This is a genomic window from Pandoraea sp. NPDC087047, assembly GCF_044745225.1.
Taxonomy (GTDB): domain Bacteria; phylum Pseudomonadota; class Gammaproteobacteria; order Burkholderiales; family Burkholderiaceae; genus Pandoraea.
In genome coordinates this window covers 38979-59982 of record NZ_JBIUZU010000010.1, presented here as the reverse complement: position 1 = coordinate 59982, position 21004 = coordinate 38979, and the positions used below count along the sequence as shown (strand labels likewise).

The 21004-nt window shown below is 63.0% G+C and carries 15 protein-coding genes and 1 riboswitch; of the genes, 6 read left to right on the top strand and 9 right to left on the bottom strand.

Annotation, left to right across the window (positions count from 1 at the left end; genetic code table 11):
* Positions 1-68 precede the first annotated feature (68 nt).
* The 3 genes from ACIPHM_RS19350 to ACIPHM_RS19340 are packed head-to-tail and all read right to left on the bottom strand — an operon-like array spanning position 69 to position 2260.
* On the bottom strand, positions 69-914 hold the full coding sequence (locus ACIPHM_RS19350) for a thiazole synthase (RefSeq protein WP_400331645.1): 846 nt from the start codon (positions 912-914) through the stop codon (positions 69-71).
* Position 915: 1 nt separating this feature from the next.
* Positions 916-1113 (bottom strand): sulfur carrier protein ThiS, encoded by a 198-nt coding sequence (thiS, locus tag ACIPHM_RS19345; RefSeq protein WP_150670325.1) that lies wholly within the window; start codon positions 1111-1113, stop codon positions 916-918.
* 16 nt (positions 1114-1129) lie between these two features.
* Positions 1130-2260 (bottom strand): FAD-dependent oxidoreductase, encoded by a 1131-nt coding sequence (locus tag ACIPHM_RS19340; protein WP_400331642.1) that lies wholly within the window; start codon positions 2258-2260, stop codon positions 1130-1132.
* Between the two features lie 134 nt (positions 2261-2394).
* Positions 2395-2542: riboswitch (TPP riboswitch) on the bottom strand.
* Positions 2543-2816: 274 nt separating this feature from the next.
* On the opposite strand from ACIPHM_RS19340, the gene ACIPHM_RS19335 reads away from it, so the two are divergent.
* From ACIPHM_RS19335 to ACIPHM_RS19325, 3 genes are all read left to right on the top strand, one after another.
* Positions 2817-4610, top strand: coding sequence for an ABC transporter ATP-binding protein/permease (locus ACIPHM_RS19335; RefSeq protein ID WP_400331640.1), 1794 nt, complete (start codon positions 2817-2819; stop codon positions 4608-4610).
* A 126-nt stretch (positions 4611-4736) separates the two neighbouring features.
* Positions 4737-5537 carry an SDR family NAD(P)-dependent oxidoreductase gene (locus ACIPHM_RS19330; RefSeq protein WP_400331638.1) on the top strand — a complete coding sequence of 267 codons (801 nt, stop codon included), beginning with the start codon at positions 4737-4739 and terminating at the stop codon, positions 5535-5537.
* Positions 5538-5658: 121 nt separating this feature from the next.
* On the top strand, positions 5659-6918 hold the full coding sequence (locus tag ACIPHM_RS19325) for an MFS transporter (RefSeq protein ID WP_400331636.1): 1260 nt from the start codon (positions 5659-5661) through the stop codon (positions 6916-6918).
* A 185-nt stretch (positions 6919-7103) separates the two neighbouring features.
* Here ACIPHM_RS19325 and ACIPHM_RS19320 read toward each other — a convergent pair whose 3' ends face one another.
* From ACIPHM_RS19320 to ACIPHM_RS19295, 6 genes are all read right to left on the bottom strand, one after another.
* Entirely contained in the window at positions 7104-8027 is a 924-nt protein-coding gene (locus ACIPHM_RS19320; RefSeq protein WP_400331634.1) for an SMP-30/gluconolactonase/LRE family protein, read from the bottom strand.
* Positions 8024-8848 carry an NAD-dependent epimerase/dehydratase family protein gene (locus tag ACIPHM_RS19315; protein WP_400331631.1) on the bottom strand — a complete coding sequence of 275 codons (825 nt, stop codon included), beginning with the start codon at positions 8846-8848 and terminating at the stop codon, positions 8024-8026. Before ACIPHM_RS19315 ends, ACIPHM_RS19320 begins: the two co-directional genes overlap by 4 nt.
* A 181-nt stretch (positions 8849-9029) precedes the next feature.
* Positions 9030-10340, bottom strand: a complete 1311-nt coding sequence (locus ACIPHM_RS19310) for an MFS transporter (RefSeq protein WP_400331628.1) — start codon at positions 10338-10340, stop codon at positions 9030-9032.
* A gap of 415 nt (positions 10341-10755) precedes the next feature.
* Positions 10756-12222, bottom strand: a complete 1467-nt coding sequence (locus ACIPHM_RS19305) for a glutamate synthase subunit beta (RefSeq protein ID WP_400331625.1) — start codon at positions 12220-12222, stop codon at positions 10756-10758.
* A 98-nt stretch (positions 12223-12320) separates the two neighbouring features.
* A complete protein-coding gene (locus ACIPHM_RS19300; RefSeq protein ID WP_400331622.1) occupies positions 12321-17054 on the bottom strand; it encodes a glutamate synthase-related protein in 4734 nt (1577 codons plus the stop codon).
* 399 nt (positions 17055-17453) lie between these two features.
* Positions 17454-18155: a transposase gene (locus ACIPHM_RS19295; RefSeq protein WP_400331619.1), complete on the bottom strand. Its 702-nt coding sequence runs from the start codon at positions 18153-18155 to the stop codon at positions 17454-17456.
* 197 nt (positions 18156-18352) lie between these two features.
* Between ACIPHM_RS19295 and ACIPHM_RS19290 the strand changes: the two genes are divergently transcribed.
* The 3 genes from ACIPHM_RS19290 to ACIPHM_RS19280 all read left to right on the top strand — a co-directional run bounded on the left by ACIPHM_RS19290 (position 18353) and on the right by ACIPHM_RS19280 (position 20889).
* On the top strand, positions 18353-19201 hold the full coding sequence (locus ACIPHM_RS19290) for an OmpW family protein (protein WP_400331616.1): 849 nt from the start codon (positions 18353-18355) through the stop codon (positions 19199-19201).
* 279 nt (positions 19202-19480) lie between these two features.
* Positions 19481-20230, top strand: coding sequence for an OmpW family protein (locus ACIPHM_RS19285; protein ID WP_400331614.1), 750 nt, complete (start codon positions 19481-19483; stop codon positions 20228-20230).
* A gap of 281 nt (positions 20231-20511) precedes the next feature.
* Positions 20512-20889, top strand: coding sequence for a YqjD family protein (locus ACIPHM_RS19280; RefSeq protein WP_400331611.1), 378 nt, complete (start codon positions 20512-20514; stop codon positions 20887-20889).
* Positions 20890-21004 lie beyond the last annotated feature (115 nt).

The following is a 21004-nucleotide window of genomic DNA, read 5'->3' as shown; positions in this document are numbered from 1 at the left end:
AATCCTTGTCGGTCTGGCGATGCGCCGGCGTGGCGAGAATGAGCGGATTCAAGCGAAGTCCAACCAAATCAGGCCCCCGTCTGATGCCAGAACGGCACCCCGACGACCGGCGTGCTGGCCTCGGCACTCTCGCGCTCGGCCATCGGCCCGGCAAGCCATGCCGCACGGCCCGCCTTGATCGCGCCAGCAAATGCACCGGCCATTTCCACCGGCTGCGCGGCGAGGGCAACAGCGGTGTTGAGCAACACGCCGTCGTAACCCCACTCCATCACCTGACACGCGTGCGACGGCAGACCGAGCCCCGCGTCGACGATCAGCGGCGTATCCGGCAGACGGTCGCGCAGCAAACGCAGGCCGTACGGATTGATCACCCCCTTGCCGGTGCCGATCGGCGCGCCCCAGGGCATCAGCGCCTGACAGCCGACATCCAGCAGACGACGGCACAGCACCAGATCCTCCGTGCAATACGGCAACACCTTGAAGCCATCGCGAATGAGCTGCTCGGCAGCCGTCACCAAACCGAACGGATCGGGCTGAAGCGTGTAGTCGTCGCCGATCAACTCGAGCTTGATCCAGTCGGTCTCGAACACCTCGCGCGCCATTTGCGCCGTCGTCAGCGCTTCCTGCACCGAATGGCAACCCGCGGTATTGGGCAGCACCGGCACGGCGAGGCGGCGCAGCGTCTCCCAGAAATGGCCTTCCGACGCTTGCGCGCCGGTGCCCGAGAGTTGACGGCGCAACGCCACGGTCACCATGCCCGGACGAGCGGCGTCGATGGCGTCGTTCAACGCCTGGAGCGACGGATAGCGCGCCGTGCCGAGCAAAAAGCGGCTGCCGAAGCGGGTGTCGTAGAGCGTGAGCGCGTCGCGCGTGCTGCCTGCGGCCACATTGGCCGATTCCGTGAATGCGTTCATTTCAGCCTCCGGCTACCGGTTGCACGACATCGATCTTGTCGCCCTGCGCGAGCGTGCGCGCCGCGTATTGCGTCTTGGGCACGAACTGCCCGTTGATCGCCGCCGCGAAAGGCGGCTTGGCGCCATAGGCGGCCAGTGCCTCGGCCAGCGTCGCCGTCTCGGCCACGCTCAGTGTCTGTTGATTGATATGGATGTCCATCGCGTACCGCTTCCTCTCATGCCTGACGGAACAGGTCCGGCCACGGCCGGCTCGCTCGCCACGTATCCCAATCGAACGCGTGCTCGGTTCCCACTGGCGCGCCCGTCGTTTGCATCAATGCCTGCGCCAGCGCGCAAGCCTCCCCCGTGACCGCCGGCGCGAGCAGATAACCGTGCCGGTACAGGCCGTTCACGCGCAGCAGCCGCGCGCCGTCCCATTGCACTCGCGGCAGATGATCGGGCAGCGCCGGGCGGCAGTTGACGTTCAGCTCGACGATGCGCGCCTCGCCGAACGCCGGGTTCAGCGAATGCGCCGCCGAGAGCAGTTCGAGCGCCGAGCGCACGGTCATCGGCGACATATCTTCCGATTCGAGTTCGGTCGCGCCGATCACGTACAGGTCGTTTTCCTTCGGCGCGATATAGATGGGATAGCGCGGATGCAGCAAACGCACCGGCCGGCGCAGTCCGATCCCCGGCGCGTGAATCCGCACCACTTCGCCACGCACACCGCGCAGTTGCGTGAGCGCTTCGCGCGCGCCGAGCCCGCGACAGTCGATGACCAGACCGGCGTCCGGATAGGCGCCCTCGGCGATCTCGGTATGCCAGTGCAGTTCCGCCCCCGCTTTCGCAAGGCCTGCTGCGAGCGCGCGCAACAGTTGACGGTTATCGAGTTGCCCTTCGTTGGGCAGCAGCCAGCCTTCCTGAAAGCGGCCGGCGAGCGCCGGTTCCACGTCCTTCAACCGGGCGCCGGGAATACGCTCGACACCGCCGCGCAGCAACTCGGGCGGGGCGTTCGCGCGCATGCGACGCTCAAACATGACAGCTTCGGCGCGATCGGGCTGATGCCACACGACCAACGTGCCATTGCGTTGAAAGAAGACGTGCTCGGGAAGGCCGTCGATCAGCCCAGGCCAGCGCTCCAGGCCGACAGCGCCCATCTCCACGATGCTCGGCTCGGCCACGGCAGCCTCGGCCAACGGCGCAAGCATGGCGGCCGCTACCCAGCCGGCAGCGGCCGATCCGTCGGCGTCGCCGCGCTCGTACAGCGCCACGCGCGCACCGGCGCGCACCAGTTGCCACGCAAGCAGACGGCCGGACAGCCCGCCGCCCAGCACCGCAATATCGGGACGTGAAGTAGAGGCACTCATACGCGCACTGCCGCGCAAGCCGTCACGGCGCGCTGGCACTCAGGGAAATGCGGAGGATGTTGTGGGAGGCAATGCATGGGGTCCTTTCCTCATGAAAGCAAAAGGACGAAACGGTGCCGGAACACCTTACCCCGCTGGAGTAGTCGGAAACTTCCCACGCCGGTATTACCCGGGTCGGGTGCAAAGGGTCTCTCTCAGCCCCGCGTGACCTCTGACGTCGTTACGCATGGTAAACACCTGCGTCCCGCCGATGTCAGATACGGAGCACCCCTGTTTCGCCCGCGACCATTACATCATAGATGCCGACGCCCGTGCAAGCTGGCTTCCCGGGCGGTTGCACGCCTGTCCACGCGCTCGGCGTCTCGTTTTTTGACGATTCTCCGCGCCCGTGTAACGGCACGTAAACTGGAATTCACCGTGACACGCGTCTCAGGCCCGAATTCGTGCAACGCACCATCGGGAACTGAGGTCAAATGAGCCGATTGGCATTCGTCCCTGCTCACCGTATGTCGTCAATCACAACGTTGCATTACCGCGGCCGCGCCGCCTGACGATCATGGCCCAAACGCCGATATCCCCCACGCCGCCCGAAGCACGTCCTTCGGGCAACACCGCCGCGCCCCCGCCCAAGCCGCCGAAGCATCCCACCGCCTGGCAACTGATCCGCCCGTACTGGGTCTCGGAGAAACGCTGGGAAGGCCGCCGCTTGCTCGCGCTGGTCATTGCGCTGAACCTGGCCGTCGTGTTCATCAACGTGCGCCTGAACGCGTGGAACGCGAGTTTTTACGACGCCCTCGACAAACGCAACTGGCCTGTCTTCAAGTCGTCGCTCCTTGAGTTCGCCATATTGGCGTTCAGCTTCATCATCATTGCGACGTTTCGCACCTACTTCCGCCAGATGCTCGAAATTCGCTGGCGGCAGTGGGTTACGGATAGCAATCTGACAAAGTGGTTCACGCACCGGGCGTACTACCGCATCGAGCGCGATCATCTGGCGGACAACCCCGACCAGCGTATTTCCGAAGACATCCGCACGCTCGTCAATTCGTCGCTCGCACTCTCGCTCGACTTGCTGACGACGCTGGTCTCGCTGTTCTCGTTCATCACCATTCTCTGGACGATCTCCGGCGCAGTGTCGTTCGTGCTCGCCGGCATGAACGTAACGATCCCCGGCTACATGGTCTGGGTCGCGGCGCTGTACGCCATCGTCGGTTCGTTCTTCATCTTCAAGGTCGGTCGACCGCTGGTGGGACTGAGCTATCGCCAGCAACAGGTCGAAGCCGACTTCCGTTTTCTGCTGGTGCGGCTGCGCGAATCCGCCGAGCAGATCGCGCTCTACCGCGGCGAGGGCGCCGAGCTGACACGCTTGAAGTCCGCGTTCGGTGCGGTGCGCGACAACTGGTGGCAGATCATGGTCGTGACGAAACGCCTGATCTTCGCGAACTCGATTTACGCACAGATCGCCATCGTCTTCCCGATCATGGCGGCCGCACCGCGCTATTTCGCAGGCGCGTTCACGCTGGGCGTGCTGATGCGAATCATCGACGCGTTCGGTCAAGTGAGCGACGGCTTCTCCTGGTTCGTGAACAGCTTCTCGACGTTGGCCGACTGGAAGGCGACGATCAATCGTCTGCGCGAATTCACGCGCGTGATCGACGAAGCCCCCGACGCGCCGCATGACGGCGGCATATCGGTCGTGACGGCCAGCGGCACGCCCGCGTACATGGCGGCCGACCTGAAACTCGCGCTGCCCAACGGCGCGCCCCTCGCGGTGGCGGGATCGTTCGCATTCGCCCCCGGCTCGCGCTGGCTGATTCGCGGCCGCTCGGGCTGCGGCAAGAGCACCATGCTGCGCGCGCTCGCCGGTCTGTGGCCGTTCGGCAGCGGACGCATCGAAGTCCCCGCCAACGCCCGCGTGCTGTTCCTCTCGCAGCAAAGCTATCTGCCCATCGACACACTCAAGGCTGCGCTCGCGTTCCCGTCGCCGCCCGACACCTTCACCGACGCCGAATGCCGCGACGCGCTAGGCGCCGTGAGTCTTGGCCAATACGCCGACGAGCTGTCCACGGCGGCGCACTGGGCGCGACGTCTTTCGGGCGGAGAACAACAGCGTCTGGCCGCCGCACGCGCGTTGCTGCAAAAGCCCGACTACCTGTTCCTCGACGAGGCCACGAGCGCGCTCGACGTCGAAACCGAAGAGGCCGTGTACGAAGCGCTGCACGCGCGGCTGCCCGGCACGGCCATCGTGAGCGTGGCCCATCGCGACACGCTCGGACGCTTCCATCAGCACATCATGACGTTGCACGCGACGGGCGACGTCGAGCCGCCGCGGGTGCTCGGCGCGGTGTAAAAGGCGGTGCAAACCGCCCCCGACGGCCAGATTCGTTAACTTCATCAATAATATTGACGCGTCTGGCCCGGCACGCGGGGCGTTTGGCATAATCATGAGCACCCTTATGCGTTATCCGGGCTCATCGTGACCACCGCCGCTTCCTCGTCCAGCCAGTCTTCGCACCGCGCCGGACGCACCATCGTCGTCACCGGCGCCGCTTCCGGCATCGGCGCAGCCATCGCCCGCCGTCTCGCTTCGCCCGATACCCGTTTGCTTCTGCACACCCGTGGCGCGTCCGGCGCGAGCGAGCAGCGGCTGACGGACGTGCGTCAGGCCTGCGAGGGCTTCGGGGCCCAGTGCGCCGTCTGGTTGGGCGATCTGACGCAACCCCAGTCCGCAGTGCGCCTCATCGACGCCGCACACGACGCCTTCGGCCCCATCGACCAGTTGGTGAGCAACGCGGGGTTTGCCACGCGGCAGTCTTTGGCGGACATCGACGACGAGGCCTTCGCCCGCACGCTGGCGGCAATGCCCGGCGCCTTCGCCGCGCTGCTGCGCCACGCGCTGCCGGATCTGCAACGCTCGCCGCAGGCGAGCGTCATCGCCATCAGTTCTTTCGTCGCGCATCGCTTCGCCGCGAATCAGCCCGGCTTCCCGGCGACGGCCGCGGCCAAGGCCGCTATCGAGGCGCTCGCGAAAAGCGCCGCCGCCGAATACGCGAGTGCCGGGGTGACGGTCAATTGCATCGCGCCTGGCTACACACGCAAGGACAGCACGCACTCGGCCATCGATCCGGCCGCGTGGCAGCGCGCTGCCGACGCCACGCCGAGCGCACGCCTGTGCGAACCCGACGACATTGCCGCCCTCGCCGTCTTCCTGCTCGGCCCGCATGCGCGACAGATCACCGGGCAGGTGATTCACGTGGACGGCGGCCTCACCCTCTAAAAACGACACCAGGACAACGAGTCAGACGTGGACTCAACCCACCTTCGATGCCACGCATCGAAAGACAACAACCACACGTCACGCACATCACGACAAGCGCACGATCCACCGAGGAGTCTTCATGGCATTTTTTTCCTGGTTCAACGAACTCAATACGAAGGAGCGCAAGGCCCTCTATGCGGGCTTCGGCGGCTATGCCGTCGATGCGTTCGACTTCATGATCTATTCGTTCCTGATCCCCACGCTCATCGCCGCATGGGGGATGACCAAAGGTGAGGCGGGCATGATCGCGACCAGTTCGCTGATCTCCTCGGCGGTGGGCGGATGGCTCGCCGGCATTCTCGCGGATCGCTACGGCCGCGTGCGCGTGCTGCAATGGACGATCGCCACGTTCTGCCTGTTCACGTTCCTCTCGGGCTTCACGAACTCGTTCTGGCAACTGCTCGTCACGCGCACATTGCAGGGCATCGGCTTCGGTGGCGAATGGACCGTCGTCACGATGATGATGGGCGAGATGATCCGCTCGCCGCAACATCGCGCGAAAGCGGTCGGCACGGTGCAGAGCAGTTGGTCGGTCGGCTGGGCCGCCGCCGCGCTGCTCTACTGGTTCTTCTTCGCCGTGCTCGACGAGGGCACCGCATGGCGTGCTTGCTTCTGGATCGGCATCGTGCCCGCGCTGTGGATCACGTACGTGCGTCGCAACGTGTCGGACCCGGAGATCTTCACGCAGACGCGTCGCAAGATTGCCGAGGGGAAACTGCAAGGCAACTTCGCGCAGATCTTCGCCCCCGCCCATCTGAAGACGACAATCCTCGGCAGTCTGCTGTGCACCGGCATGCTGGGCGGCTACTACGCGATCACCACATGGCTGCCGACGTATCTGAAAACGGTGCGCGGCCTCTCGGTGTTCAACACGAGCGCGTATCTGATCGTGCTGATCGTCGGGTCGTTCGTGGGCTACATCGTCGGCGCGATCCTCTCCGACAAGCTCGGGCGACGCGGCGCGTTCATTTTCTTCGCCGTCGCCTCATTCGTGCTCGGCATGGTCTACACGATGCTGCCGATCACCGACAGCGCAATGCTGCTGCTCGGGTTCCCGCTGGGCATCGTCGTGCAGGGGATTTTCGCGGGGATCGGCGCGTATCTGACGGAGCTGTATCCGAATCACATTCGCGGCTCGGGACAAGGCTTCTGCTACAACCTGGGGCGCGGCATCGGCTCGTTCTTCCCCATCGCCGTCGGCACGCTCGCGCAGACCGGCTCGCTCGTGAAGGCCATTGGGATGGTGGCGGGCGGCGGCTATCTGCTCGTGGTCGTGTGCGCGTTGCTGCTGCCCGAGACACGGGGCAAGTCGCTCGTCACGACGGACTTCGTGCATTGACCCCACATTGATCCTGCACCGAAAAGGCAGGATGGCAAAACGGGACGCCGGATCGAACACCACGATCGACCCGACGTCCCGTCGCCTCACCGGATGGCCCGTTGTGTAAGCCAGCCATACCGGAACCGCTTCATTGCGCGCCGCTTTTGCATGACAGCGCGGCGTCGCAACCTTCATGCCCCCGCCTACACACCTGCCGCCGGCAGCGCGCCCGCGTAGGGCACTTCCGGCAATCCCTGCACACCGCAACGCACCGCGAACACGTGACCGTCGTGTTCGTTCGCGTTCGCGCCCGGGCGAATCGACGTCACGAACAACGTATCGAAGTCGCGTCCACCGAAGGCGCACATCGACGGCTTCGACACCGGCAACACGATCTCGCGATCGAGCACGCCCGCCGGCGTGAATCGCAGCAGACGGCTGCCGTCGTTGGCGCATGTCCAATAGCCACCGTCGGCGTCCACCGCTGCGCCATCGGGGCGCCCCGGATATTGATTCATGTCGACGAACAGACGCCGCTCACTGATCGCGCCGCTGTCGGCGTCGAAGTCGAACGCCCACACACGGCGCACCGTCGGATGCGAGTCGCTCAGATACATCGTGCGGCTGTCGGGCGAGAAAGCCAGCCCGTTCTGCGTGACGAGCCCGTCGACCAGCGACGCGGAAAGCCCGCCCTTTGCATCGAAGCGAAAGAGCGAGCCCGCGTCGCTCGCGAGCGACATATCCGCCACCATCGTGCCCGCCCAGAAGCGGCCCTGACGGTCGCAGCGGCCGTCGTTGAAGCGCATACCGGACGCCGCAAACACCGGCGCGGCCAGACGCTCCCACTCGGATGCCGCAACGTTGTGGGGCGCCCCCAGGCGCACCGCGAACAGCCCCGTCTCGCAAGCGGCGAGCAACGTGCCCGACGCGTCGAACGAGAAGCACGCGACCTGCTCGGGGAATGTCCACTGGCGATGCTCGCCGTCGGCGGGCGTCACGCGATGCAATTGCTTCGCAGGAATATCCACCCAGTAGAGCGCCTGTTCGTCGGCTCGCCACAACGGGCTCTCGCCAACCGCGTGCGGCGTCTCTCGCGACGGCTCCAGCCGTTCGATCGACACAGTCATGCCTTGGGCTCCATCGGCCCCATCAACACGAACGGGCCGCCCTGGAAGCGCTGCGTCCAGTCGTCCATCTGCGGATCGGGCGCTTTCGCAGGGAACAAACCGGCGAACTCGGCCGAGCTATCTTGCGGACGGAAGCCGAGGAACGCGGCCTTGGTGTTGTCGACCCACAGCGTGGGGTTGTCCGACACGCCGTAGATGATCGCGTGACCGACGCGATTCGTGAACAGCGAGCAACGCACGAGTTCGACGAAATCGCGATAACTCAGATACGTCACCATCATGCGCGGATTCTTCGGCTGTTCGAACGACGAGCCGATGCGCAGACACACGGTCTCGAGACCGAAACGGTCGAAGTAGTAGCGCGACAGGTCTTCACCGAAGCACTTCGAGATGCCGTACATGCCGTCCGGGCGGTGCGGTGCGTCGATGTCGAGCACCTCCGTCACGGGATGGAAGCCGACCGCATGGTTCGAGCTCGCGTAGATGATGCGCTTCACGCCCTGCTTCTGCGCCGCGCTGTAGACGTTGTACAGACCGAGGATGTTCGCTTGCAGAATGTCGTCGAACGGCGCTTCGACCGATACACCGCCGAGGTGCACCAGCGCGTCGACGCCTTCGAGCAGCGCGTGCACGGCGGCACGGTCGGCGAGGTCGACCTGCATCGCTTCTTCGTGCGGTGCGTCGGCCGTGAGCGGCACGATGTCGCTCACGCGCACGATGTCCGCCCACTCCGCGAGCTTGCCGCGCAGTTGTTTGCCGAGATTGCCCGCCGCGCCGGTCAGCAGCAGACGGCGAAAAGGTTTGCCGGAAGTCTGGCTCATGGTGATCCTTATTACTCCTGATTCATCGGTAAATCGCAATGCACGCCACGCGGCACCGCTACAACAAAACCGACGCCGCGCCGCACACCCAAGGGGGAGTGTGCGGCGCGGCGTACGTCAAACCATCAGGTGACGACACTGCGCTACGGCATCATCGCACCAAGTGGGGGAAGCCCGCCCGCTACGCATTCGCCGTGCGTCCCGCATCGACCCGCGTCACCGGCGCCGGCGTCGCCGTGCCCGTGATGTGCGGCTTCACCATTGTCCACAGAATCACTGCGCCGATCAGATCGCCCAGACCCAGCGCCACGAAGAACGGGGCGTAACCGACCGCTGTCACGAAGGTGCCGATCACCAGCGTGAAGAGCAGGTTGCCGATACCGGAGGACAAGCCTGTCAGACCGGTGACCGTGGCCACTTCGTTACGCGGGAACAGGTCGGCCGACATCGAAATGACGGTGATGGAGAGCGTCTGGTGTGCGAAGCCGCCGAGGCACAGCAGGAAGATCGCGACCATCGGATCCTTGACGAAGCCCACGCCGCACATCGCCGTCATGATGAGCGCGCCGATGGTGAACACCACGCGCTTGCCATTGAAGACGGTGATCCTGAAATGCTTGTTCAGCCAGACGGACACCGTGCCGCCCATCAGACACCCGATATCCGCCGCCACGAACGGCAGCCAGGCCGTGGCCGCAATCGTCTTCAGATCGAAACCGCGCGCCTGCGTGAGGTACAGCGGCATCCAGAAAACAATCGTGCCCCACACCGGATCGGCAAAGAAGCGCGGCAGCGCAATGCCCCAGAAGTTGCGCTGACGCAGGATCGTGACGAGATTCGGCTTGCGGGCGTCGGCCGCGGTGTCGACCACCCGGCCTTCGTTGATGTACTCGGACTCGGCTTGCGTGAGCGCCGGGTGATCGGTCGGGTGGCGATAGAACGCGAACCACAGCACGCCCCACACGAGACCGAGACCGCCCGCGATCACGAACGCCGTCTCCCAGTTGTAGCGCAGAATCGACCACGCGATCAGCGGCGGCGCGAGAATCGCGCCGACGGAGGTGCCGATATTGAAGATGCCCGCCGCGAGCGCCCGCTCCTTCGACGGAAACCAGAACGCCGCCGCCCGCATGCCCGCCGGGATGAACGACGCCTCGGCCAGACCCAGCAAACCGCGCAGCACGAACAGGCCGACCCAGCCCTGCGCCAGACCGTGCAACATGCACACCACCGACCACATCACACCGCAGAGCAGGAAGCCCAGACGCAGGCCGATGCGATCCATCAGGTAACCGGTGATGGGGGCACCGATCGGATACAACACGAGAAATGCGCCCGTGATCCAGCCGTACTGCTGGGTCGTGATGTGGAGATCCTTCATCACCGTGGGGGCGGCAACGGCAAGCGAGCTGCGTGCGAGGTAGTTCATGACCGTGCCGAGTGTCAGCAGACCGATCATCCACCAGCGCAGGCCTTTGATCTTCAGTGCCATGATGGTTGTCTCTCTCTTTCGTAGATATTTTTATTGCGAGCGAGTGACTCGCATGGAGAGGCATCCTACGTGAGACGATGTACGATGACAATGGCCGATTACGTGGTTTACGGATAATCCCTAGTCTTTTGACGGCCTATCGCAACCCGCGCTATCACCCTTATATACATTGAAGTTTGCACATATTGGGAGAGTTTTTCCGCATGTGAGCAAAACACAGAGATGTCTTGTTGTATGACGTCTTATATTTAGCAACCTACAGAATTTCAAGTCGCCGCCGGACGCGGCTTGCCGTGCCGTCCGCAAGAGAAACGGGCAAGAAAAAACCGTCCGGATGTTGCCATCCGGACGGCTTCTTCACAGTGACGCGAATGCCTACCTCCGCGCCCCTCCTCTCAACTTCCCCGTATCAGCATCAGCGCGGCAGTTCCGAGTGCCCCATCAGGAACTCGTCGACGGCGCGGGCACACTGACGGCCTTCGCGAATCGCCCACACGACCAGCGACTGACCGCGGCGCACGTCACCGGCCGCGAACACCTTCGGCAGGTTCGTTGCGTAAGCGCGCTCGCCTTCGGTCGAGGCACGCACGTTGCCGCGCGCGTCCTTGTCCACGCCAAAAGCGTCGAGCACGGTTTGCAGCGGCGAGACGAAGCCCATCGCGAGCAGCACGAGGTCGGCCTTGAGCTCGAACTCCGAGCCCGGCACTTCCTGCATCTTGCCGTCCTTCCATTCGAGACGCACGGCGATCAGCTTCTCGACCTTGCCGTTCTTGCCTTCGAAGCGCTTCGTGGCCACCGACCAGTCGCGCTCGCAACCCTCTTCGTGGCTCGACGACGTGCGCAGCTTGGTCGGCCAGTACGGCCACACCATCGGCTTGTTCTCCTGCTCAGGCGGCTGCGGCAGCAGTTCGAACTGCGTCACGGCCTTCGCGCCATGACGGTTCGACGTGCCCACGCAATCCGAGCCGGTGTCGCCCCCGCCGATCACGATCACGTTCTTGCCCGTGGCCAGCAACTGGTTCGCCAGCTTGTCGCCCGCGTTGACCTTGTTCTGCTGCGGCAGGAATTCCATCGCGTAATGAATGCCTTCGAGCTCGCGGCCCGGCACCGGCAGATCGCGCGGCTGCTCTGCGCCACCCGCGATGACCACGGCGTCGAACTGCGCCTGCAACTGCTCCGGCGAGATCGTTTCTTTGGAGAAGTTGTTGACGTGCGCTTCGGGGGCGTCCTTGCCGACGTAGACACCGGTGCGGAACGTCACGCCTTCGGCTTCCATCTGGCGCATGCGGCGATCGATCAGCCACTTCTCCAGCTTGAAGTCCGGGATGCCGTAACGCAGCAGGCCGCCCACGCGATCGTTCTTCTCGAACACGGTGACGTCGTGACCGGCGCGCGCGAGTTGTTGCGCGAGCGCCATGCCCGCGGGGCCCGAACCGACGACGGCGACCGTCTTGCCAGTCTTGTGCTTCGCCGGTTGCGGCTCGACCCAGCCTTCGCTCCACGCCTTGTCGATGATCGCGTGCTCGATCGACTTGATGCCCACGGCGTCGCTGTTGATGTTCAGCGTGCAGGCCGCTTCACACGGCGCCGGGCAGATGCGTCCCGTGAACTCCGGGAAGTTGTTCGTCGAGTGCAGCACCGAGATGGCCGACTTCCAGTCCTGGCGATACACCAGATCGTTGAAGTCGGGAATGATGTTGTTGACCGGGCACCCGTTGTTGCAGAACGGAATGCCGCAGTCCATGCAGCGTGCGCCCTGCACCTTTGCCTGATCGTCGGAGAGCGCGAGCACGAACTCCTTGTAGTGCTTCACGCGTGCCAGCGGTGCTTCGTACGACTCGCTCTGGCGCTCGAATTCGAGAAAACCTGTGACCTTGCCCATGTTTCTTCAGTCGGAAAGTTTTGTGGTTACCGTGCCTCACCCGCGCGCGGCACGCCTGCGGGGCCCTCACCCCGCGTGGCGTTGCCGCGCCAGCGGCGTCAGGCCGCCAGTGCTTGTTTTTCGCCCGCCTTGGCCATTTCGCCCAACGCGCGTTTGTATTCGCTCGGGAACACCTTCACGAACTTGCGGCGTGCGCCGTCCCAGTCTTCGAGCAGCGCCTTGGCGCGCGTGGAGCCCGTGTACTGGAAGTGACGCTCAATGAGCTCGCGCAGCTGTGCCTCGTCCGTCTGGCCGCGATGCCACAGCCCCTGGCTCACCGTACGTTCCTGCTCACCGTGCGGCAGCACCGGATCGAGCGCGACCATGGCCGTGTTGCACTTGGCGGCGAACGAGCCGTCCGCGTCGTACACGTAAGCCACACCGCCCGACATACCCGCCGAGAAGTTACGGCCGGTCTCGCCCAGCACGACCACCGTGCCGCCCGTCATGTATTCGCAACCGTGGTCGCCCGTGCCTTCCACCACCGCGGTGGCGCCCGAGTTACGCACGCAGAAGCGCTCGCCCGCCACGCCGTTGAAGAACGCTTCGCCTTCGATGGCGCCGATCATTACGGTGTTGCCCACGATGATGTTGTCTTCGGCGTTGCCACGGAAGTCGTTGGTCGGACGCACGATGATGCGGCCACCCGACAGGCCCTTGCCCACGTAGTCGTTACCGTCGCCCACCAGATCCAGCGTGATGCCGCGTGCGAGAAACGCGCCGAAGCTCTGACCCGCCGTGCCCTTGAGCTGCACGTGGATGGTGTCTTCCGGCAGACCGTCATGGCCGTAACGCTTGGCCACTTCGCCCGAGAGCATGGCGCCGACCGTACGGTTACGGTTGCGCACCGGCTGGATGAACGAGACGTGCTCGCCCTTCTCAAGTGCCGGCAGCGCCTTCTCGATCAGCGCGTGATCGAGCGCACCGGCCAGACCGTGATCCTGCGTCTCGACATGCAGACGCGGCACATCGGCTTCGACTTCCGGCTGATAGAAGATGCGGGCGAAATCGAGGCCCTTCGCCTTCCAGTGCTCCACGCCAGCCTTGGTGTTGAGCAGATCGGCACGGCCGATCAGGTCGTCGAACTTCGCGATGCCCAGTTGCGCCATGATTTCGCGCACTTCCTCGGCCACGAAGAAGAAGTAATTGACGACATGTTCCGGCTTGCCCTGGAATTTCTTGCGCAGCACCGGATCTTGCGTCGCAACACCGACCGGGCAGGTGTTCAGGTGACACTTGCGCATCATGATGCAGCCTTCGACGACGAGCGGTGCCGTCGCGAAGCCGAACTCGTCTGCGCCGAGCAGCGCGCCGATCACCACGTCGCGGCCGGTCTTCATCTGACCGTCGGCCTGTACGCGGATACGACCGCGCAGGCGGTTGAGCACCAGCGTCTGCTGCGTCTCGGCCAGGCCCAGTTCCCACGGCGTGCCGGCGTACTTCACCGACGAGAGCGGCGACGCGCCCGTACCACCGTCGTGACCGGCGATCACCACGTGATCGGCCTTGGCCTTCGCAACACCGGCAGCCACGGTGCCCACGCCGACTTCCGACACGAGCTTCACCGAGATCGACGACGACGAGTTCACGTTCTTCAGATCGTGAATGAGCTGCGCCAGATCTTCGATCGAGTAGATGTCGTGGTGCGGCGGCGGCGAAATGAGGCCCACGCCCGGCACCGAGTAACGCAGCTTGCCGATGTACTCCGTCACCTTGTGACCCGGCAGTTGACCGCCTTCGCCCGGCTTCGCGCCCTGCGCCATCTTGATCTGGATCTGATCGGCCGAGACCAGATAGTCGGCCGTCACGCCGAAGCGGCCCGACGCGACCTGCTTGATCTTCGAGCGCAGCGAGTCGCCGTCTTCCAGTTCGATGTCGGTTTCGATAACGTCGCGACCGACGATCGAGGCGAGCGATTCGCCCTTCTTGATCGGAATACCCTTGAGCTCGTTGCGATAACGGCGCGGATCTTCGCCGCCTTCACCCGTATTCGACTTGCCGCCAATGCGGTTCATCGCCACCGCCAACGTGGCGTGCGCTTCGGTCGAGATCGAACCGAGCGACATGGCGCCCGTGGCGAAACGTTTCACGATGTCCTTGGCCGACTCCACCTGATCGAGCGGAATCGCGCGCTGCGGATCGACGCGGAACTCGAACAGACCGCGCAGCGTCATGTGACGCTTGCTCTGGTCGTTGATGAGGTTCGCGTACTCCTTGTACGTCTGGTACGAGTTCGACCGGGTCGAGTGCTGGAGCTTCGCGATGGCATCCGGCGACCACATGTGATCTTCGCCACGAATGCGGAACGCGTATTCGCCGCCGGCGTCGAGCATGTTCGCGAGCACCGGGTTGTCGCCGAAGGCGTCGCGATGCAGACGCACCGCTTCCTCGGCCACTTCGAAGATGCCGATACCGCCGACGTTCGACGCCGTGCCCTGGAAGTACTTCTTGACCAGTTCCTGCGACAGGCCAATGGCCTCGAAGATCTGTGCCCCCGTGTACGACATGTACGTCGAGATGCCCATCTTCGACATGACCTTGTGCAGGCCCTTGCCGACGGCCTTGACGAAGTGCTTGACCGCCTTCTCCGGCGTCAGGTCGCCGCCTTGCTTGCGGGCGATCTGCGCGAGCGTTTCCATCGCGAGGTACGGGTGGACGGCTTCCGCGCCGTAGCCCGCGAGCAACGCGAAGTGGTGCACTTCACGTGCCGAACCGGTTTCGACCACGAGGCCAGTGCTCGTACGCAGACCTTGTGCGACCAGATGCTGGTGCACGGCGGACGTGGCGAGCAGCGCGGGGATCGCGACCTGTTCGCGGTTCGTCAAACGGTCCGAGACCATGAGGATGTTGTAGCCCGACTTCACGGCATCGACCGCTTCGGCGCACAGCGACGCGAGGCGCGCTTCGATACCTTCCTTGCCCCAGGCCACCGGATAGCAGATGTTCAACTCGTACGAGCGGAATTTGCCGCCGGTGTACTTGTCGATGTGACGGATCTTCGAGATTTCCTTGAAGTCCAGCACCGGCTGCGACACTTCGAGACGCATCGGCGGGTTGATGTTGTTCGTGTCGAGCAGGTTCGGCTTCGGGCCGATGAACGACACCAGCGACATCACCATGTTTTCGCGAATCGGGTCGATCGGTGGGTTCGTCACCTGCGCGAACAACTGGCGGAAGTAGTGATAGAGCGTCTTGTTCTTGTTGCTCATGACCGCGAGCGGGCTGTCATTGCCCATCGAGCCCACGGCTTCTTCGCCGTTGATCGCCATCGGCGTCATCAGCAGCTTCACTTCTTCCTGCGTGTAGCCGAACGCTTGCTGCAAATCGAGCAGCGGCGTGGCCGTGTCGTGATGCACGCCGGCTTCTTCGACCTTCGGCTCGATTTCGTCGAGCTTGATGCGCACGGCGTCGATCCAGCTCTTGTACGGCTTCGCGTTGGCGAGGTTGTCCTTGAGTTCCTTGTCGTCGATGATGCGGCCCTGATCCATGTCGATCAGGAACATCTTGCCCGGCTGCAGACGCCACTTCTTGACGATCTTCGACTCGGGGATCGGCAGCACGCCCGACTCGGACGCCAGGATAACGACGTCGTCGTCGGTGATCACGAAGCGCGCCGGACGCAGGCCGTTACGGTCGAGCGTCGCGCCGATCTGACGGCCGTCGGTGAAAGCGATCGCGGCGGGGCCGTCCCACGGCTCCATCATCGCGGCGTGGTATTCGTAGAACGCGCGACGGTTCTCGTCCATCAGCGTGTGCTGTTCCCAGGCTTCCGGGATCATCATCATCACGGCGTGGGCGAGCGGGTAGCCGGCCATCGTGAGCATTTCGAGGCAGTTGTCGAACGATGCGGTGTCCGACTGGCCCGGATAAATCAGCGGCCACAACTTCTGCAGATCGTTGCCGAGCACGGCCGACGAGATCGCGCCCGTACGAGCGTTGATCCAGTTCACGTTGCCCTTCACGGTGTTGATTTCACCGTTGTGCGCGACCATGCGATACGGGTGCGCCAGCTCCCATGCCGGGAACGTGTTCGTGGAGAAACGCTGGTGAACGAGGGCGAGGGCCGAGACGGTACGCGGATCGGCCAGATCGCGGTAGTAGCGACCGACCTGATCGCACAGCAGCAGGCCCTTGTAGACGATCGTGCGCGCCGACATCGACGGCACGAAGTATTCCTTGCCGTGCTTGAGCTTGAGCGCCTGAATGCGGTGGCTTGCGGTCTTGCGGATGACGTACAGCTTACGCTCGAGAGCGTCCGTCACCATGATGTCCTGGCCGCGGCCGATGAAGATCTGGCGGATGACCGGCTCGGTGGCCTTCACGTTGGGCGACATCGGCATGTCGCGATCGATCGCGACATCGCGCCAGCCCAGCACGACCTGGCCCTCGGCCTTCACCGTGCGCTCGAGTTCCTGTTCGCAGGCCAGACGCGACGCGTGTTCCTTCGGCAGAAAGATCATGCCCACGCCGTATTCGCCAGCCGGCGGCAACGTCACGCCCTGGCGGGCCATTTCTTCGCGATAGAACTGGTCGGGAATCTGGAGCAGGATACCCGCGCCGTCCCCCATCAGCGGGTCGGCACCCACGGCGCCCCGGTGATCGAGGTTTTCGAGAATCTTCAGACCCTGCTCGACGATGGCGTGGCTCTTCACGCCTTTGATATGGGCCACGAAGCCGACGCCGCAGGCATCGTGTTCATTGGCCGGGTCGTACATGCCCTGTGCGTCCGGCGCCAAGTACGCCTCACCCGGCAGCGCTGCTGCCGTCGCAATCGGTTGCTGTTTCTTTTCCACGAGTTACACCGTCTCTTGGCGAGGCCGCCGCGCGCATTCTCGTCGCGGTCGACCGGGTTAAGTGGGGTTGGCCGGGCGGGCCAGGGCTGCGGATTCGCGCGCGTCGAAGGTCATTCTCGGGCGTCGCCACAGAAACCGACTCAGCGCGCACGGTTTTCCGCATCGCACCAATCGGCCGAAGTTGGAATATACGCTATGAAATTCACAATGACAAAATAATTTAATAGGGTCAGATTCTAATTAAAAACCGCACCAAAAGAAGGCTTGTTTTTATTGGGGTCAGATTAATTTGGAACGACAGCAGTTTGACGAAAAAATCTGTGATTTCAAATGCTTGGGGGAATTTCGAGTGGAGTGAGCGGGAGCGACAGGCCGGAACCGGCCTGTCGAAATACAACATCAAAGGCTGTCAGACGCCAACTTGCGGGGGCGACCACGCGTGAGCGGGCTTACCCGGCGGTTTGCCGCGAGCGACATTCTCGCCTGATATTCGGGACTGCCGAGCAGCCACCCTTTTTGCGTCGCTGTACGCAATGCGTCAACCTCATGCGCAGGCAGCGGGATCGAGAACCCCTCTGCGTAAGCCCGTTGCCGCTCGAACGGCGTATTGCCCAGCGCCCAGTACAACGCGTGATCCGTCACCAGACTGTCGACGCTCAGGCCAACGTGATGGTTGTAACTCGACCACAGGTAATTACCCGGGGCCTCCGCCAGACCAGCGCGCACGGGATTGAGCTCGACATAGCGGCTCGCGAGCAGCAGATAGTGCTCTGCCTCGATCACCGTCGCGCGATACCGGCCCTCCCAAAGCGTGCCGGTACGCTGATGGCGTCGGTTGAAATACAGCACGTAGTAACGGCCGACCGCCTGCAACGTCGCGGGCAGGCTGCGCTCGTCGGACGGCGTCGCCACCAGATGCAGATGGTTCGGCATCATGCACCACGCGTGGATCGCCAATCCGTGGGCGCGCGCGGCGTCGCGCAGACGGTCGTGAAAGACACGTCGGTCTTCGTCGTCCACGAATATCGTCTGCCGGTTATTACCACGCAGAATTACGTGTTGCGGCTGACGCGGAATGAAAAGTCTCGGTAATCGGGCCATGCTTATTAAAATGTAATGCTTTAAAGCTCTACATCACGATTCGCGAGAGAGTTTATTATGAAAAATCTCTTTAAATACTGATATCTAGCTAAACCTCGTTGATTCGTACAAAAGCTCTATATCCGACGATTGCGTGACTAAATCCCAAGCGCATAATGCATCAAAAAATAAATAAATAATCTTGGGAGGATAGACAAATGGCAACTCGGACCTATCGGTCCGTGGCGTGCTTATGCGCGCTCGGATTCGGCATTTCCCTGGCGTCCACCAGCGCCAGCGCACAACAAGCAGGCGACAACGTCGTCAACCTCGGCTGGTTCCACATCGCACCGCAGGACTCCAGCAAACCGATGACCACCAGCGTCACTCAGGATGGACTCACCCCCGCCCTCGTGCCATCGAACTTTACTTCACCCGGGAGCGGCGCGAAGGTCAGCAACGCCGACACGCTCGGGCTGGTCGTCACGCATTTCTTTACCGACAACATCGCGCTACAAACGGTGGCCGGCGTTCCCGCCAAGTTCAAACTCACCGGCCAGGGCGTGATCGCCCCGCCGGGTCTGGCGGGTGCGCTCACGAGTATCGACCTCGGCGCCGCACAAAACAACCCGATCGTGCAAAGTGTGCGCCAGTGGAGCCCCGCGCTCGTGCTGCAGTACTACTTCGGTCAGGCCAATTCGACGTGGCGCCCTTTTCTGGGTGTCGGCGTGAGCTATACGTTCTTCACGAACGTCAGCCTCAATCCGAATTTTGAAGCGGCGCTGAATCAGAATTTTGGCAGTGTGCTCGCTTTCACGTCCGGGCATAACGGGCCAACAACGGTCGAAGCCAAATCGTCGGCGTCATGGCAACCGGTTTTCAATGCGGGCGTTTCTTATGCGTTCGACAAACATTGGGTCGCAAGCGCATCGGTCTCCTATCTGCCGCTCAAAACCACAGCGAACATCAAGATCAAGGCGCAGGACGGAACGGTACTCTCATCGTCCAACGCCGAAATCAAGCTCAATCCGATTGTGACCTTCGTCTCGCTCGGGTACAAGTTCTAGACCCAGCAGGCGGGACGCATATTGCGTTCCGCCTGCTGCGGCAGCATATCGGACTCCGCAGTGAATTCCTAAAGTGTGCCTGACATATAAAGGTGCGCATTTCTTTCGTCCAGCGCTTTTTTCTAGGGGCATTCCATAAGGCGATGCGTGGATACAACACCTTTAGAGCGCAGCCTCCAGACTCTTGCTATCCGTCGATATGCACGCTCGGCATAATGACCCTGAATTTCATTTAACGAAATTCTCAACAATAAAGAATCTTGAGCAGGAGACGAATCGATGAAGTTGAAGCATTTGACGATTGCTGCCGCGGCTATGCTGACGGCATCGGGGGCCGCCTTCGCACAACAAGCTGGCGATAACGTGGTGAACCTTGGATGGTTCCACCTTTCGCCGCAAGTCTCCAGCGATCCGTTGCGAGTGACGGGATCGAGTGTCCCCGGACTGGCTGCCGGATTGAATGCCGGTCTTGGCAACACAGGCGCACAGGTTGACGATGCCGACACGCTGGGCATCACTTTCGCGCACTTCTTTACCGACAATATTGCCGTTGAAGCCGTCTTCGGCATCCCGCCGAAGTTCAAACTGTACGGTCAGGGCCTGCTGTCGCTGCCGGGCGGAGGTTCGCTGGCGTCGGCCAAGCAGTGGAGCCCGGCGCTCTTGCTGAAGTACTACTTCGGTCAGGCCAACGACAAGTGGCGTCCGTTCGTGGGTATCGGTGCCAGCTACTTCTGGTACTCGAACATTCAACTGACGCCGGGCTTCCAGCAATTGGCGAGCAACGCGCTCACGCTGGGTCAGGGTGGCAACACGACCGCGCAGTTGACCAACTCGTGGGCGCCTGTGTTCAATGCCGGTATCAACTACAACATGGACAAGCACTGGACGCTCGCGCTGTCCGTGTCGTACATCCCGGTGAGCACCACGGCCAAGCTGACGACCACGCGCGGTCCGATCACCACCACCAGCGAAGCCAAGGTCAAGCTGAACCCGGTCGTGACATTCCTGTCGCTCGGCTACCGCTTCTAAGTCGCCGCTGTTCGACAAAAGTCGCTTCAGGTTGTAAAGAAGACGCCGCCTCGTGCGGCGTTTTCGCGTTTACGGCGCCAGATCGGCATAACGTCAGCGCATTCCCACATCATCTTCAGCCAACGCGCTGCAACTTTCTTTTTTTGCGAACTGTCTCTTAGGGTGTACGCACGCGAGCGGCCGCGCCATAATGGCCGCTCGCCTCAGGGTTCCACCGGCGTCGGCTTCCCCCCGGATCCACCGCACGCCGCATTTCAATACCACCTCTTGGGAGTCTGAAAATGGGAATTGCCTCGAAAGCGGAAACTGCACTCAACAGCGGCCTGGAAGATGCGCGCTTCGCCGGTCGACGTACAGCGCGTGCGGCACGCCTGGCGGGTAGCGACGTCACTTCGCGTGTTCGCGACCTGCTCGACGATCTGGATCATGCACTCTCCAACGCCAAGTCGGCGTCGGATGTCGAGGCGCTGCGCGCGGAGATCGGTGACAAGTTGCGTCAGGCACGCAGCGATTTCGGCGATGCCGGTGCCAACTTGCGTCGCCGCGCCAATGAAGTCTGGGAAGAGGCCGACGGCTACGTGCATGAGCGTCCGTGGCAGACCGTCGGTACGGTGGCTGCCGTTGCCTTGGTGCTTGGCTTCATCGCCGGACGCAGCTAATCCGGTCGCCTGACATGCCGGTGCGCCCGTGGCGCCAACCGCACTGACCGTACTGCGCACTAGTCGCGCCAATCGCACTAGCCACGCGGTGGCCTTATCGCACTGCCGAGTCGAG

Bases quoted from the DNA above. Each gene is read 5' to 3' on its own strand.
- ACIPHM_RS19310 (WP_400331628.1), bottom strand. From the start codon at position 10,340: ATGGCACTGAAGATCAAAGGCCTGCGCTGGTGGATGATCGGTCTGCTG.
- ACIPHM_RS19315 (WP_400331631.1), bottom strand. From the start codon at position 8,848: ATGAGCCAGACTTCCGGCAAACCTTTTCGCCGTCTGCTGCTGACCGGC.
- ACIPHM_RS19295 (WP_400331619.1), bottom strand. From the start codon at position 18,155: ATGGCCCGATTACCGAGACTTTTCATTCCGCGTCAGCCGCAACACGTA.
- ACIPHM_RS19320 (WP_400331634.1), bottom strand. From the start codon at position 8,027: ATGACTGTGTCGATCGAACGGCTGGAGCCGTCGCGAGAGACGCCGCAC.
- ACIPHM_RS19290 (WP_400331616.1), top strand. From the start codon at position 18,353: ATGGCAACTCGGACCTATCGGTCCGTGGCGTGCTTATGCGCGCTCGGA.
- ACIPHM_RS19350 (WP_400331645.1), bottom strand. From the start codon at position 914: ATGAACGCATTCACGGAATCGGCCAATGTGGCCGCAGGCAGCACGCGC.
- ACIPHM_RS19340 (WP_400331642.1), bottom strand. From the start codon at position 2,260: ATGAGTGCCTCTACTTCACGTCCCGATATTGCGGTGCTGGGCGGCGGG.
- thiS (WP_150670325.1), bottom strand. From the start codon at position 1,113: ATGGACATCCATATCAATCAACAGACACTGAGCGTGGCCGAGACGGCG.
- ACIPHM_RS19325 (WP_400331636.1), top strand. From the start codon at position 5,659: ATGGCATTTTTTTCCTGGTTCAACGAACTCAATACGAAGGAGCGCAAG.
- ACIPHM_RS19335 (WP_400331640.1), top strand. From the start codon at position 2,817: ATGGCCCAAACGCCGATATCCCCCACGCCGCCCGAAGCACGTCCTTCG.
- ACIPHM_RS19285 (WP_400331614.1), top strand. From the start codon at position 19,481: ATGAAGTTGAAGCATTTGACGATTGCTGCCGCGGCTATGCTGACGGCA.
- ACIPHM_RS19280 (WP_400331611.1), top strand. From the start codon at position 20,512: ATGGGAATTGCCTCGAAAGCGGAAACTGCACTCAACAGCGGCCTGGAA.
- ACIPHM_RS19305 (WP_400331625.1), bottom strand. From the start codon at position 12,222: ATGGGCAAGGTCACAGGTTTTCTCGAATTCGAGCGCCAGAGCGAGTCG.